A 15,309-nucleotide genomic window follows, 5' to 3' on the forward strand; every position below is an offset into this window, starting at 1 on the left:
GCGCTCACTCGGGCGCGTCGGCGGCTGGCTCGGCGTCGGAGCCGGCCTCGGGCTCACCAGGCTCCTCGGAGGGAGCGGCGGGAGCCTCGGGCTCGTTGGGAGCCTCGGCTTCGGCGGGAGCCTCGGCTTCGGCGGGAGCCTCGGCTTCGGCGGGGACCTCGGCTTTGGCGGGAGCCTCGGGCTCGTTGGGAGCCTCGGCTTCGGCGGGAGCTTCAGGCGGGGCAGGGGCCGCGGCTTCAGCAGGGGCCTCCTCGCCAGCGGCGACAGCCCCAGCCAGCTCGGCGAGCGCAGGCAGATCGGCGTCGGAGACCCGGAGAGCCGGGGCGTCCCCGTCGTCGACGGAGCTCAGCGCGAGGGCGACCTCGCCCACGGTCGTGCCCGCCAGGCGCTCGGCGACGGTCTCGAACAGGCCGGTCTCCATGCGGAACAGGCTGGTCTCGTCGCGCACGGTGAGGTCGCGGACGGCCTTGCCGTGGAGCCCGGTGGTTCGCTTGAGCAGGGCGCGGACGTCCGCGGACTTGTGCCCGTGGCGACGCCCGAGGTTCAGGCTGACCTGGATCAGCGTGTCGTCGCCGGAGCTATCGGGCAGGCTCGGGATCGCGGCCGTATCCTCGGCGGCTGCGGGCTCGCGGCCGGTGTCTGCCTCGCTCGGCGTGTCGTCGTTGGCCTCGTCGCGGGCGTCCTCGTCACGCTCGAAGTCCGCGGCGGAGTACTTGGACGCCCAGACCTCCCAGAAGTCCTTGTGCGGCGGGCAGGTCAGCTCCGGCGGGGGCGGGGGCGTCTTCTTGCGTCGGCGACGGCGGCGACGCTTCTTCTTGGGTGCTTCAGCCTCAGCCTCGGCTTCGCCAGCGGGGGCAGCGTCGCCCTCTGCGGCTTCAGGGGCATCCCCGCCGGCCTCGGCGGGGGCCTCGGTCGGCGCGGCGGGGGCTTCGGCAGCGGGCTCGCCAGCCTCGGCGCCCTCGCTCGGGGTCGCGTCCGTGGGGGCAGGGGGGGGGGCTTTGACTTCGCCCTCGGCAGGCTGCTCGGCGTCCGCGTCGACCTCGACCTCCTCGGAGTCCTCGCCCTCCTCCTCGTCGTCGCCGTCGTCGCCGTCGTCGTCGCCGTCGTCATCCGACTCCTCCGCGTCGCGGTCTGTCAGGTCCTCGACCTCGACCTCCTCCGAGAGCTCGTCGAGCACGGCGCGGCGGCGACCCTTGAGGGTCAGCTCGTCGTACTCGTTGATCTCACCGAACTCGTTGCGGACCGCGTCGAGCTCCTGCTCGTCGATGTCGATGATGATCTGGTCCTGGGATACGCGCGGGACCTCGACGACGGCGGGCTCTTTGGCCGCCTTCGAGCTGCCCCCGCCGCCGCGCCGGCGGCGACGACGACGACGACGACGGCCGCCAGAGCCCTCGCCGGCTTCGGTCTCGTCGGAGTCCTCGTCGTCGGCAGAGCCTTCACCTTCGCCGGCGCTCTCGGCTTCGCCGTCTTCGCTGGCGGGTGCGTCGGCGTTGGCCGCATCGGACTTGCCGCGACGGCGACGGCGACGGCGACGACGCTTCTTGGGCTTGGCCTCTCCGGCTTCGCCGTCCGCGTCGGCCTCGGCGTCAGCCTCGGATCCCTCCTCGGCTTCGCCCTCGTCGGCCTCGTCGTCGCCCTCAGCCTCACCCGGGGAGGTCGCGTCTTCGCTGCTCGCCCCGTCTTCGTCGGCGCTGGGCTTGCGACGGCGGCGGCGGCGACGACGGCGCTTCTTGGGCCGCTCCTCGTCGTCACTCGCGTTCTCGTCGTCGCTCGCGCTCTCGTCCTCGGAGGCGTCCGCGTCACTGGTGTCGGTCGTGGCGTCTTCGGCCGGCGCGTCGGCGGCCTCGGGCTTCGGCTCGCCGCTCTCCTCGGCGGGGGCCGGTGCCTCGGCGGGGGCCGGGGCCTCGAGCTCCGCGCTGGCGTCTGCTGCGACCTCGGCGGCAACCTCGGGCGCGGGGGCCTCGACGCTCATCTCCGAGGATTCGCCGGTCTCACGCTCGTCGCGCCGGCTCCGGCGGCGACGTCCGTCGCGGTCGTCCCCGCGCTCGTCCCGGTCGCGGCGTCCCCGTCGGCGACGCCCGTCGCGGTCGTCTGCACGCTCGTCGCGGCCCCGGTCGTCCCGGTCGCGGCCCCGGTCGCCCCGGTCGCGGCCCCGGTCGTCCCGGTCGCGGCTCCGGTCGTCGCGGTCGCGGCTCCGGTCGTCCCGGTCGTCCCGGTCGCGGCGACCCCGTCGGCGACGCCCGTCGCGGTCGTCCCCGCCCTCCTCACGACGGCCCCGGCGACCGCGGAGGTCACGGTCGCGGTCGCGGTCGCCCCGGCGATCCCGACGCTCGCGGTACATGTCCTCGAGGACCTCGCTGCCCTCGCCCTCGTCGCCGTCCTCACGGTCCTCGCGGGCGCGCTCCTTGTCCTGCTTGGCCTTGGCCTCGACGGCCTCGTTGAGCAGGTAGGCGACGACACGATCGCCGCGCGGGTCGGCGAGCAGCCGGCGCGCGAGCAGCAGCCACTCGGGCGAGACCGGCTTTTGGAAGTCGTGGCTGAGGCGGTCGAGGGTGACCTCGGTGCGCCGGGCCGCGAGCTCGTCCTTGGGCGGGAGCTTGCGCTCGGTGAACTGGATGCTCTTGTAGGCCCGGGTCAGCGTGTAGAAGGCACCGATCTCGAGGGGCGAGACGATGCTCAGGGCCACGCCGGGTCGGCCCGCGCGGCCGGTCCGGCCCGTGCGGTGCACGTAGTTCTCGGCGTTCTCCGGGAAGGAGTAGTTGATGACGTGGCTGACGTGGCTGACGTCGATGCCCCGGGCGGCGACGTCCGTGGCCACGAGGAAGCGGAGCTTGCGGTCACGGAACAGGCCCATGACGTGCTCGCGCGCGGCCTGGGTCAGGTCGCTCGACAGCGCGTGGGCGGAGTAGCCGTTCTTTTGCAGCACGCTGGCGACGAGGCGGGTCTCCTCGCGGGTGTTGCAGAACACCATCGCGGCCGCGGGGTCCTCGACGATGATCATGTCGACCAGATCGCGGGTCTTGATGCTGCCGCCGGTGGAGTAGAAGCCGTGATAGATCTCGGCGGCCGCGATGTCGTCGCCGGACAGCACGATGTGCTCCGGCTCGCGCATGTCGCGACGGGCGATGCGGGCGATGTCGCGGGGCACCGTGGCCGAGAACAGGCAGGTCTGCCGCTCCTTGGGGCAGGCGCGCAAGATGGCGCGGATGTCCTCGAGGAAGCCCATGGACAGCATCTCGTCGCACTCGTCGAGGACGACGGTGCGGACCTTGGACAGGTCCAGGGACTTGCGGCGGATGTGGTCGAGGACGCGGCCGGGGGTGCCGACGACGGCGTGCACGCCCCGGGCGAGGGCGTCGAGCTGGGGGTTCATGGCCGTGCCGCCGTAGACCGGGAGCACGTCCACGGGGGTCTCGATGGCCAGGCGCACCAGCTCGTTGCAGACCTGCTTGGCGAGCTCGCGGGTCGGGAGCAGGACGATGAGCTGGACGCCGGTCTCGGCCGCGTCGCCGGGCTGGAAGCGGTTGGCGAGCCAGGGCAGGCAAAAGGCGCCGGTCTTGCCGCTGCCGGTCTGCGACTGCACGAGCACGTCGGTGCCCTGGATCATCGTCTCGTAGGTGCGCGCCTGGACCTTGGTCGGGGCCGTCCAGCCGGCCGCGTCGACGGCGTTGCGCACGTGCTCGGGGAGCGCCATCTCGTCCCAGGTCTCGGGTGCGGGATCGGGCTCTTCCTCGGCGTCCTCGCCTTCGGGCGCGGCCACGGCCTCGCTGACGAGCTCGGAGTCGACCTCGGTGTGGCCCGAGACCTCGGAGCGCTCGGACATCTCCTCGGGGCTGTCCGCCTCGGCGGTGTCGATCTCGCCGGACACGGCCGCGGGCGGCTCGGGGGCGGGGGGCGGTGCGTCGGGGAGCTCCGCCACCTCGGTGGCGAAGGTCGACTCGGCCTCGGAGGTCTCGGTCGCAACCGCCGACTCGGGCGCGTCTGCGACGGCCTTCGTGGGCGTGGAAGCCTCGGCTGCCTCTACTGCATCGACGGCACCATCATCCGCGGCGGGCGGCTCAGGGCTATCCTGAGCGCCCTCCGTGGAGGCGTCGGTCGTCGGCGTGGAGGGGGTGGTGTCATCGGTGGAGGTGGGTTGGTCCGAGGTGGGCTCGGATCCGTTGGGCTCGGTCATCGAGTGGAACCTTCGTGGGCGCGAAGCTGCGCACGCGCTGCGGCGTCGTCCTCGAGGCGTTCGCGCTGTCGAGCGAAGACGTCGTCAATTCGCTCGAGCTGCTGCGCCACCGAGGGGCTCGCATCGTCACAGGCCGCGTGGGTTTCGCGGAGGAGGTGGGCAAAATCTTCGAGAGCCTCATGGTTGACCTCGTCGTCGGCGTTGCGTCGGAGTCGGTCGGACCCGAGCCAGGAGCGGCGCGGGGGTTGGTTCATCTGGGCCACGAGTTGCTCGCGCATGAGCTCCACCCGGTACTCGCAGTCGACACGATCGGAAGGCAGCCCTGGTTGCAGCTGCCATAGCCCAGCGACGACGCCCCAGAGGGCGTAGACGATGAGGAAGACCGTTCCGGCTATGCGGATCCATCGGAAGGTACGCTTTCGACTCGCTGATTGAGGCTCGGTCAGTGCGCGAAGTCTTTCAGGAACACCAAGCCCGGTCAAGGTGCTCAGCGTTCCGCGGGTTCGTCGCGCGGGCACGGTGAACCGCACTCGCACCGGCCCCCCTCGGATCCCATGATCCCCATGGGGGTCACATGGGACCGGGCTCACACGCTCCGCGGACGTTCAGCGCGGCCGCTTCAGGGGCAGTTGTCGGAGCCCGCGGTGCGGGTCGTGAACTGCAGTCGGCGGGTGATCGACAGCGACAGCGGCGCTTGCGTCGGGCGCAGCAGGCTGCGGATCTGACAGCCGCGACGGGCCGGCCCGTAGCAGGTCTGGGGATCGTTGAGATCGTAGGGGAAGGCGTCCCCCTGGCTCTGCCACGAGCCCGTGTCGATGGGGCGGATCGTGGTCGAGAGGTCGAAGTCACGCAGGAAGGCGCGGACGAGGCGGCCGTCGTCGAGCTCGAAGGGCGCCGCGAGGCTGACGTTGGGCACCCCCTCGACGTTGGTGAGCAAGGGCGAGTCCTCACGCAGGTCGAGGACGTCGAAGGGGGCGGGACCGCCAGGCTGACCGACTGCGGGGTATGCGGTCACCACGTAGATGCCTGGATCGATGGGCAGCACGAAGTTGCCCTGGGCGTCGACGCTGGCCTGGAAAAAGTAGGGCCCCGGGGGATCGTCCTCTTCGGCGACGCGCAGGCGCTCAGCCGCAAACAGCGCCCCCTCGGCCGAGCAGTTCTGCGTGCCCGCGGCGCAGGCGATGCGTCCGCGCAACAGCACGCGCGGGAGCAGCTCGAAGGTCGGCAGCGCGTCCATGCCCGCGGTGAACTCGAAGCTCCCCGTGATCGAGCGGAACACCGAGCCGACCGGCTGCGTGATCGAGTAGACGTAGGTCCGCGCCTCGGGCTCGAGCTCGTCGCCGATGGTCAGCGCGACGACGCAGGGCTGGCCCTCTTCGCAGGTGTTGACGTCGCGGACGTAGCGGCCGTTGGAGCCGTCGGAGAAGGCCGCGGAGGGCATGCACTCGCCGGCCTCCCAGACCTCCGGATCGACGTCGTTGATCCACCGCGTCTCGAAGCGCACGCGATCGAAGCCGCTGCAGCTCGAGACCATGGGCGGCGGCGCGGGCTCGACGTCCGGGTCGTTGGAGGGCAGGCACTCCGTCGAGCAGCAGGTGTACTTGCCCAGGCTGGTCTCGAGCAGCTCGACGGGCTCGCCCTCGAGGGCGAACTCGACGGGCTCGGGCCCGGCCCAGTCCGGCAGGCACAGCTTGCCGGTCATCGGGTGGAGGCGCGAGGCGCCGGGCGTGGCCGGGTCGGGGAACTCTTGCTCGAGGCTGTAGAGGGTCGTGGGCAGCCCGCTCTCGGCGACGGGGTTGACCCGGACCTGGAGCGCGCGGACCAGGATGTCGTCGCCCGCAGACTCGACGCCCTCGCAGTAGGTGTACATCCACGCGGGCCCGAAGGAGCCGTCCTCCAGGGTGTCCGTCGAGCCCGCCGAGAGCCCGCTGAGGTCCAGGCCGCAGCGGCCCTGCTCGCCGCAGGCCCAGCCGGGCGAGCAGTCCTCGTTGGCGTCGCAGGCCGAGCCGGGCCCCCCGAGCACGGTGGAGTCGGCGGCGACGGCCTCGTCGTAGGTGAACTCGACCTCGGCCCCGGCGACGGGCTGGCCGGACACCGTGCGCACGCCGTCGGAGCTGATCAGGCCTCGCTGGCAGCGCAGCTCGTCGGCGACGACGATGTCCGCGGGCTCGCCCTCCTCGTCGAGGACGGTCGTGCCCTCGGGCAGGGCCCGGCGGAACAGGGCGTTGTCCGACTCGGCCAGGGGCCCGCCGTCGATGCGGATGACGGGGTGCTCGGTGACTTGGGTGCTGTCGTAGCTGGCCCAGCGAAACTCGAGCGGGGAGGGCAGCTCGCCCTCGGGCAAGGGCGGGTCGGGGGTCGTCAGGTAGCTCTGGCTGGGCTGGGTCAGCCGGGTCAGGGCCAGGCGCGAGTCGGAGCCCAGGTCGAGGCTCAGGTCGAGGGGCTCGGTGCAGGTCAGGGCCTCGTCGTCGCAGGTGCCCGCGCAGTCCGCCGTCGAGCAGTCCTCCACGGCCCGGACCCGCTCGGGGCGGAACGCGTAGTCGTCGATGATCTGCCCGCGCCTTTGCACGCGCAGCTCCGAGCCGCCGAGCTCGCGGGTGACCTCGGGATCGCAGCCTTGGAGCTCGACGCGGACGTTGTCCTCTTCGATGTCGAAGGCCAAGGCGGCGCGCGGGGGCAGGCCCTCGGGCACGCAGATGTTGCCCTGCTCGACGGAGCACAGCGTCCCGATCAGGCAGTCTGCATCGCTGACGCACTCGACCGTGGGGCCGGTGTCGATGGAGTTGCAGCTCGCGCCAGCGACGAGGCTCAGCGCCAGCGAGACCCCACGCAGCCCGGCCCGCCGGGTCACGGGTTCTCCTCGACGTCGACGCAGTTGCAGCCCTCCTCGCCGACCTCGAGGCAGCTGAACACGTAGGTCTCGAGGTCGTAGGTCGCGCCAGCGGCGATGTCGGGGACGCCCTCGAGCTTGATGGCCAGGGTCTCGAAGCCGCCGCTCTCGTCGCCCGTGTCGCCGGTGACGATGGTCGGCTCGGTCTGGAACCAGTCGCGGTCGGTGACCAGCAAGGTCAGGGTGTGCACGCCCGGGGTCAGCTCCGTGCCCGAGCCGTTGCACAGGTCAAAGCTGCTGCCGTCGACGTCGCTGAGCTGGATGGCGCGCTGAAAGGGCGTGGGCCGGCGGATGACCTGGGTCTCGTAGGGCGAGAAGAACAGCGGGACGGGCGAGCGCGGGTCGAGGTAGCTGCGGTAGGCGACGTAGTCGAAGGCCGAGTCCCCCGTGGTCGGGCTCCAGTCGAGGAGCAAGGCGGCGTAGAGCGAGTCCCGGGCCATGCCCTCGTCCTGGTCCGCGTCCTCGGCGTAGAGGGTCACGGGGTTGAGGCGGTTGTCGTCGATCTGGTTCTCGCCGCAGATGCAAAACTGGTACTCGGGCTCGCGGGGGTCGAGGTAGACCGGCAGCCCCGTCTCGCGGGGCATGGGGCACTCGAGATCGGCGTTGCAGGCCTCGGCCGCGGCCTCGTCGAGGGGGATGGACTCGACGATGCGCACGCCGTGCTCGTTTTGGCCGCCGACGCGCACGTCGATGAAGGTGTCGGGGACGATGCAGCCCGCGCCCAGCCCGACGAGGGCGCCCAGGCCGACCTGCGCGCCCAGACGGGCCAGGCCCAGGCGAGGTTCCCTCGGCGGGGACGAGGGCGCGGTCGGGGCAGGGCGGGCGCGGCTCATTTTCCCTCTCGCTTCTCTTTTTCCATCTTCTCGAGGTGGCGGAAGATGGTCCGCGGATCGACCCCGAGGTCGCGGGCGGTCTTGGTCCGGTTGCCGTCGTTGAGCGCGAGCACCTTGTTGATGTACTCGCGCTGCCAGCGGTCCCGGGCCTCCGAGAGCGGCACGATGGTCTCCGGCGACTCGGCCCCGGCGGGGGCGTCGAGGTCGAGGTCGGCGGCACCGATCTTCGGGCCCTCGGCGAGCACCAGGGCCTTTTTGAGGTGGTTCTCGAGCTGGCGGATGTTGCCGGGCCAGGAGAACTTGAGCATGGCCCGCAGCGCGCCCTCGTCGAAGCAGGTCTGGCTGTCGAAGCGCCCGCCGAAGTCGGCGGCGAAGCGGTTGACCAGGTAGCGGGCGATGAGCACCACGTCGTTGCCGCGCTCGCGCAGGGGCGGGAGCTCGATGCCGATGACGTTGAGGCGGAAGTAGAGGTCCTCGCGGAAGTTGTTGGCCTCGACCTCTTTGCGCAGGTCGCGGTTGGTCGCCGCGACCACGCGCACGTCGATGGGCACGGTCTTGGCGTCGCCGACCCGCTGGATCTGCCGCTCCTGGAGCACGCGCAGCAGCTTGACCTGGAGGGCCAGGGGCATCTCGCCGATCTCGTCGAGGAAGATGGTGCCCTTGTCGGCGGCCTGGAACTTGCCGACTTGGTTGGCCACGGCGCCCGTGAACGCGCCCTTGACGTGGCCGAAGAGCTCGGACTCGATCAGGTTCTCGGGGATGGCCCCGCAGTTGACCGTCACGAAGGGGCCCTTGGCCCGGGGCGAGCGGTTGTGGATCTCGTGGGCGATGAGCTCCTTGCCGGTGCCCGTCTCGCCGGTGACCAGCACGGTGATGTCGGTGCTGGCGACCTTGTCGACCCGCTTGTAGACCTCGATCATCTGGGGGCACGAGCCGATGATCGAGCCGAACTTGACGTGCTCGAGGCGGTCGGCCAGCTCGGTCTTCTCGTCGCGCAGCTCGTTGAGCAAGGTCGCGTTCTTGAGGAAGAGCGCGGCCTGGGAGGCGAACACCTGCAGGGTCTCGAGCTGGGCGGCGGTGAACAGGTCGACGACGTCGTTGTTGCCGACGTAGATGAGGCCCAGGAGCTCGCCGCGGACCAAGAGCGGCACGCACATCACGCTCGACAGCTTCAGGTTGATGACCGAGAGGCTGTTTTGGAAGCGCGTGTCGTGCAGGGCGTCCGAGATGATCTGCGGCTTTTGGGTGGTGATCGCCTCGCGGATGATGTCGTCGGAGAGCAGCGCCTCGGGGTCGGGGACGTCCTCGCGGGCGAGGTTGCGGGCCACGCGAATCTCGTAGCGGTGGGGGTCGACCTCGCCCTCGGCCTCTCCCTCGCCCGGCGGCGGGGCGCCGGCGCCCGCGAGCACCAAAAAGCCCTTGCTCGCCCGGGTCAGGCTGACGACCTGGTCGATCAGCTCGTCGAGCAGGCCGTCGAGGTCGGCGGGCTCGGACAGCAGGCGCGAGAAGTCCTGCAGCCGGCGCATCGCGACCAGGCTGATCTCGTCGGTCTTTTGCTCCGGGGCCTCGCGGCGCTCGGGCTCGTCGAGGGTCGAGAAGGTCAGCTCGAGGCCGCCGATGACGAAGATCTCGCCGTGGCGCAGGTCGAGGCTGCGGTTCTTCTTGCCGTTGACGAAAAAGGGGTTCGAGCGCGAGGTCGACTCGAGCCGGTAGCGGCCGGGCTCGTGGGTCAAGGTCGCGTGCACGGGGGCGACGTCGGGGCCGACGATGCGGATGTCGCTGTCGCTCGACGAGCCGATGGTGGTCAGCCGGCGGACCAGGGGGTAGCGGATCGATTCGCCACCGGTGGTGTATCGGAGGTGGGGCATGAAGTCTGGCCGGTTCCGGTCGGGGGAGCGGTCTAGAATTGGATCCTGAGCCCGAGGCCGCCGCCGGCGGGGAGGCCGGAGGGCCCGGAGAAGAACACGGGGCTCGGTCGCAGACGCATTTTAGCACTGGCTTCGCTCGATCCGCCCCCGGCTCCAGCAGGGCCTCCAGGACCGGCGGAGGGGCTGTCGTCGCCCGCGGTGGGCGAGGTCAGCTCGTTGCGCGGGACCTCGTCGATGCGGACGACCTCGAAGCGCTCGAACAGCACCTGGGACAGGGCGACGTCGAGGACGACCAGGCTGAGGAAGGCGATGCCCATGGCCTGCTCGACGTCGCGGATGGTCTCGATCTCGCGCTCGACCTGGGCGACCTGCGCGTCCGAGAGCTCGTCGTCGACGGTGCAAATCAACGAGCCAGGCTGGAATCCCGCCGTGCGTTGGCAGCCGTACGCGGTGTTGCGGGTGAGGATGAGCGCCAGCCCGGCCCCGCCGGTGACGGCCTCGAGGCCCACGAACAGGCCGCCGAGCCACATCCGACCGCCGGTGAAGTGACCGACGCCGAAGGGGATGAGGGCCAGGCCGCGGTTGCGCTGGATGACCTGGGTGCGCTCGACGAGCTGGCTGTCGTAGGCCTCTTGCAGCGTCGCGTGATCGCCGATCAGCGAGCGGTGGTCGGCGTCGAGCTCGCCCAGATCGGCCTCGCAGGTGAGCAGCTGGCCCTGACAGGCCGAGGCCGCCTGGGAGTCGCGCTCGGCCCTGGTCACGCCGGCGAGGTCGTAGAACAGCCGGCCGTGGATGCCGCTGGGCGGGGTCCAGGTGCTCTGCTGGTCGAGGATGCGCTCGATGTAGCCGCGCGCGAGGGCCTCGCGCTCGTTGCCGTCGAGGCCGGGGTCGTAGAGCGTGGCCTCGGCGAGGTAGCGCAGGGCCTGCTCGCGCAGGAAGGGATCGACGATGCGCTCGGCGTCGCGGACGTAGGGCTCGAGGAGGTCGCGGACCTGCGTCCACTGTCCCGCGCGCCAGGCCTCGATGGCCGCCTCGACCGTGGCCTGGGCCTCCTCCTTGGACAGCGGGGGCTGCTGGTCGTCCGCGGTCGCCGCGGCTTCGGGGTCTTCGGAGGATCCCTCGGGGCCGACCGCGGACGCCGCAGCACCGGGCGCGTCGTCACCCGCGGGCGCCGCGTGGGCGGGCGTGGCCGCGCCGAGGAAGCAGGCCAAGGCCGTCGCGCAAGGGAGCGCAGCAACCGCGATGGCAGTCCGGGAGGCTCGGCGCCTCGCGATGAGTTCGGGACGATGCATCCGCGAGGGTAGGACGCGGAGCGTACCGAAAATTTCCGACTCCGACAGCCCAAGGGGCGGGGCCGAGCGCTGGACGGGCTTTGGGGGAGCGAGCAGGCAGCTGCGCGGGGGCGCGCTCGCGCCTGCCTGGATGTGCGCCCCTGAAACGCCAGCGTCACGGGGGCGCGCGCAAACCGCTACCTACTCGATGGGCTCCAGCGATACGAGCACCTTGTTGCGCCCCGGGTAGAGCTGAAACTCCCGGGACAGCTCGCGGTAGTGCTTGGCCTTGAACACCAGGGTGACGTTCATCTCGGTCTGGTCCTTGGGGAAGGGGAGGGCCGGGAACTGGCTGGCGACCTCGTCGCGCTCGTTGCAGCCGGAGGTGCACGTGACCCCGAGCTCGTCGAGGGGGATGGCGCCGGCTTGGAAGTCGAGGGTCGCAGGCTTGGTGCGGGCGCGCAGGAGCAGCTTGCCCTCCTTTTGGCACGGCTCGGCGTCGAGGTAGAGCCCGCCTTCGTAGCTCGTGCCCTTCAGCTCCACCTTCGTGCGCTTGTCGAGGTTGAGCACGATCTCGCCCGAGGAGGGCAGGCTCTTGGTCACGCCGCCGACGTCGAGGCTGTAGTCCCCGCCCGCGAGGACGGCCGCCGGCAGCCCGTCGATGCGGACCGTGCACGAAAAGGGGGTGCTGGTCGACGGGCGCCAGGGCTGCACGCGGTTGGGGATGTTCGGCGCCGAGCCGCCGGTGTCGGTCTCGGTCTCCCCGGTCTCGCCGGTGTCCGTGCCGGTCTCGCCCTCGGCCACGGGCGGCGCCTTGCTGGGCGTCTTCGTGGGGATGACGTGGTCGAAGGCGCCGTTGGTCGCCGGATCTTCGCTGTCGAGCTCGCCGGGGGTCGGCGGCTCGGGGCGCAGCAGCATCACGCCCGCGGCGACGATGCCCACGAAGGCCAGCAGCCCCGCGGCGCCCGTGGCCTGGCGCATGCGTTGGCCGCGGACGCGCACGCGATCGAGCATGGCCGCCGCGCGGGTGTCGTCGGGGTTGATCTCGAGCACGCGCCCGAGCAGCTTGAGCGCCCGGGCCCCGTTGCCGTCGCGCATCGCCTGGGCGGCCTTGCGCGTGAGCGCCCGACAGACCCGATCGTCGAGGCCCGGGACGTAGGCCGCCGGTCCGTCGAAGTACTTGGCCAGCTCGGCGACCGAGGCCTCCACGTCGATGTTGGCGAGGTAGTACTCGAGGTCCTTGGCCAGCGCGGCGGCGGTCTGATAGCGGTCCGCGGGCGAGCGCGCGAGGGCCTTGGCGATGATCCCCTCGAGCTCGCCGTCGACCCGGGGATCGACGAGGCCGGGGGCCTTGTAGTCGCCCTCGAGGATGCGGTTGAGGACCTGGGCGGGGTTGCGCCCGGCGAAGGGCAGCTCGCCGGTGGACAGCTGGTAGAGCATCACCCCGAGGGCGAAGATGTCGATGCGCTTGTCGACGGGCTTGCCGCTGATCAGCTCCGGGGCCATGTAGGCCGGGCTCCCGAGCAGCTGCCCCGTCGTCGTCAGCCGCTGCGTGTCGAGGATCTGCGCGATGCCGAAGTCCATCAGCTTCAGGCAGCCGTCGGTCCGGATCATCACGTTCTCGGGCTTGATGTCGCGGTGGACGATGCCCAGGGAGTGGGCGTGGTCCAGGGGCAGGCACAGCCGGTGGGTGATCATCGCGGCGATCACCGGCCGGCTCTCGTGCGCCGCGTCGATCCAGTCCCGGAGCGTCTCGCCGTGGATGAACTCGCAGACGATGTAGCTCTCTTTGGTGGACGTCGGGTCCGAGCTGTCGAAGATCTCGACGATGTTGTCGTGGTGCAGCTTGGCGACGGTCTTGGCCTCGCGCTGGAGCCGGCGCCTCGACTCCTCGCGGTCCGCGAGGTGGGCGTGAAGGACCTTCACCGCGACCTCGCGATCCAACACGGTGTCGCGCCCGCGATAGACCACGGCCATGCCGCCATGCCCGACTTCTTCGAGCATGTCGTACTTGTCCAGTTTTTGCCCAGCGAGGCTCGGCATGGGTCGGAAACGCGGAGCCTCGGCCGTTTCTCGGCTCGCAGGCCCAGCGATGGTCGGCTGAAAAGGAGCCGACGTCCACCACTCATGGGACAAAACGCGCAACTACTTGCACGTTGGCCGTGAACGCGGCTGCGTGTGCGTGTGCGGCGGAGGACACGGGCTCGGGGGGAGGTCTTGACGAGGCGGGGCGCGAGGGGATCCCGATCGTCGCTGCTGAGGCGAGCAGTGGGGGAGGGCGGAGTTGGCGCAGTTTCGCTGCGGGCGCAGACGGCTATGCTCGGGCGCGGTGAGCTCCGAGCCATCGACGCGCTTCAAGGCCCGACCGGCCGAGGGTCTGAACTACCCCAACGTGATGCAGATGTTCCTCGCCCGGGTGCGCAAGTCCCCGCGGCTGACGGCGCTGCGTTTCAAGCGAGACGGGGTCTGGCGTCCCATGAGCTGGCGAGAGTGGGAGCAGGCGGCCCGCGAGCTCGCGGCGGGTCTGGTCGAGGTGCTCGGCGTCGCGCCTGGTGAGCGCGTCGGCTTGATGGCCAGCACGCGCGTCGAGTGGGCGCTGTGGGACGTCGGGCTCGCTTTGTGCGGGGCCGTGTGCGTGCCCATCTACGCGACCTCGACGGGCTCGGACATCGACTTTCTGATCCGCGACGCGGGCTGTCGGGTGGTGTTGTTCGAGGATCCCACGCGCCTGCGCCGGCTCCTCGAGCACGAGCGCGGCGCGGAGGCGGCCAGCCCGTTGCGCCACGTCGTGCTCCTCGACACCCGCCGGCGCGACGCCAACGTCGAGAACCTCCCGGGCATCCTGCCCCTGGGCGCGGAGCGGGCCAAGGCGAGCGCCGAAGGCATCCGCTGGATCAGCTCCGAGGATCTGCGTCGGCGGGGCCGCCAGGCGCTCCAGGGCGTCAACGAGGCCGCCACGCAGATGGCCGTGGCGACGGAGCAGACCCTGCCCGAGGACCCCTTCACCCTCGTCTACACCTCCGGGACCACGGGCAGGCCCAAGGGCGCGATCCTGACCCACGGCAACCTCGTCTACGAGGCGTGGGCGATCAAGAACAGCATCGCCGTCGATCGCACGGATCAGCAGCTGCTCGTCCTGCCCCTCGCGCACATCTTCGCCCGCCACCTGCTGTGGGCGGCGATCGAAAGCGGCGCCGTCACGGCCTTCGCCGAGCGGGGCATGAGCTCCGTGGCCCTCGACATGACCGAGGTCGCGCCGACCTACGTCGGCGGGGTGCCGCGCCTCTACGAGAAGATGCAGCTGGCCCTCGAGGCCGAGTTCGCCAAGCGCAGCCGGCCCGAGCGGGCCGCGATCGCCAAGGCCCTCGAGGTCGGCCGCCGGGTCAGCGCCCTGCGCCAGCGCGGCGACGCCATCCCGCCGCTGCTCGCCGGCCAGCACCGCCTCGCCGACAAGGCCCTGTTCGAGGGCGTGCGCGCCCGCTTCGGCGGGAAGCTGCGCTTTTTCGTGTGCGGGGCCGCGCCCCTGGCCCGGGACACCGCCGAGTTCTTCCACGCCCTCGGCATGCTGATCCTCGAGGGCTACGGGCTGACCGAGAGCACCGGGGCGACCCACGTCAACCGCCCCGATCGCTTCCGCTTTGGCACCGTCGGCCCGGCGCTGCCCGGCTGCGAGGTGCTGATCGGCCCCCACGACGAGGTGCTCTTGCGCGGGCGCAACATCATGGCCGGCTACCACGACCTGCCCGAAGAGACCGCCGCGCGCATCGACGCCGAGGGCTGGCTGCACACCGGCGACATCGGCGAGCTCGAGGACGGCTTTTTGCGGATCACCGGCCGGCTCAAGGACCTGATCATCACGGCCGGCGGCAAGAACGTCGCGCCCCAGAAGATCGAGGCACGACTCAGCGCCCGCGTCGGCATCGCCCACGCCCTGGTCAGCGGCGATCGCCGACCTCACCTGGTCGCTCTCGTCGGCCTCGACGAAGACGACATGATGGCCCTGTCCGAGCGCGAGGGGCTCGGGTGCCACGGCTACGCCGATCTGGCCCGGCACCCGCGCATCCGCGAGCTCGTCGGCGGCTACATCGACGCGATCAACCGCGGCCTGCAGAGCTACGAGACCATCAAGGCGTTCACGATCCCCACCGAGCCCTTCGGCGCAGACTTCGTCACCCCGACCCAAAAGCTCAAGCGCCGCGCCGTCGAGGCCCGCTACGCGGAGCTCATCGACAGCCTCTACACGCGCTGAGACCGGGGGCCACCGGGATCG

8 protein-coding genes are annotated in these 15,309 nt (G+C 71.2%); 2 read left to right on the forward strand and 6 right to left on the reverse strand.

What is annotated here, in order from left to right; genetic code table 11:
* Window positions 1-4: 4 nt before the first annotated feature.
* Window positions 5-4,177: a DEAD/DEAH box helicase gene (locus PPSIR1_RS42675; protein ID WP_006971746.1), complete on the reverse strand. Its 4,173-nt coding sequence runs from the start codon at window positions 4,175-4,177 to the stop codon at window positions 5-7.
* Window positions 4,178-4,191: 14 nt separating this feature from the next.
* Here PPSIR1_RS42675 and PPSIR1_RS14050 point away from each other — a divergent pair, with 14 nt between their 5' ends.
* A complete protein-coding gene (locus PPSIR1_RS14050) occupies window positions 4,192-4,518 on the forward strand; it encodes a hypothetical protein (protein WP_006971747.1) in 327 nt (108 codons plus the stop codon).
* A gap of 278 nt (window positions 4,519-4,796) precedes the next feature.
* Here PPSIR1_RS14050 and PPSIR1_RS14055 read toward each other — a convergent pair whose 3' ends face one another.
* From PPSIR1_RS14055 to PPSIR1_RS42680, 5 genes are all read right to left on the reverse strand, one after another.
* The gene (locus tag PPSIR1_RS14055) at window positions 4,797-7,028 is read right to left on the reverse strand and encodes a hypothetical protein (protein ID WP_006971748.1); all 2,232 of its coding nucleotides are present in this window, start codon (window positions 7,026-7,028) and stop codon (window positions 4,797-4,799) included.
* Window positions 7,025-7,900, reverse strand: coding sequence for a hypothetical protein (locus tag PPSIR1_RS14060; RefSeq protein ID WP_006971749.1), 876 nt, complete (start codon window positions 7,898-7,900; stop codon window positions 7,025-7,027). The genes PPSIR1_RS14055 and PPSIR1_RS14060 overlap by 4 nt, the downstream gene beginning before the upstream one ends.
* Window positions 7,897-9,768: a sigma 54-interacting transcriptional regulator gene (locus tag PPSIR1_RS14065; protein ID WP_006971750.1), complete on the reverse strand. Its 1,872-nt coding sequence runs from the start codon at window positions 9,766-9,768 to the stop codon at window positions 7,897-7,899. The genes PPSIR1_RS14060 and PPSIR1_RS14065 overlap by 4 nt, the downstream gene beginning before the upstream one ends.
* Before the next feature lie 32 nt (window positions 9,769-9,800).
* A complete protein-coding gene (locus PPSIR1_RS14070) occupies window positions 9,801-10,979 on the reverse strand; it encodes a hypothetical protein (protein WP_006971752.1) in 1,179 nt (392 codons plus the stop codon).
* A gap of 261 nt (window positions 10,980-11,240) precedes the next feature.
* The gene (locus PPSIR1_RS42680) at window positions 11,241-13,082 is read right to left on the reverse strand and encodes a serine/threonine protein kinase (RefSeq protein WP_006971753.1); all 1,842 of its coding nucleotides are present in this window, start codon (window positions 13,080-13,082) and stop codon (window positions 11,241-11,243) included.
* 286 nt (window positions 13,083-13,368) lie between these two features.
* Between PPSIR1_RS42680 and PPSIR1_RS14080 the strand changes: the two genes are divergently transcribed.
* Window positions 13,369-15,288: an AMP-dependent synthetase/ligase gene (locus PPSIR1_RS14080; RefSeq protein ID WP_006971754.1), complete on the forward strand. Its 1,920-nt coding sequence runs from the start codon at window positions 13,369-13,371 to the stop codon at window positions 15,286-15,288.
* Window positions 15,289-15,309: the final 21 nt, after the last annotated feature.

Origin of the sequence: Plesiocystis pacifica SIR-1 (assembly GCF_000170895.1) — a bacterium.
Classification (GTDB): domain Bacteria; phylum Myxococcota_A; class Polyangia; order Nannocystales; family Nannocystaceae; genus Plesiocystis; species Plesiocystis pacifica.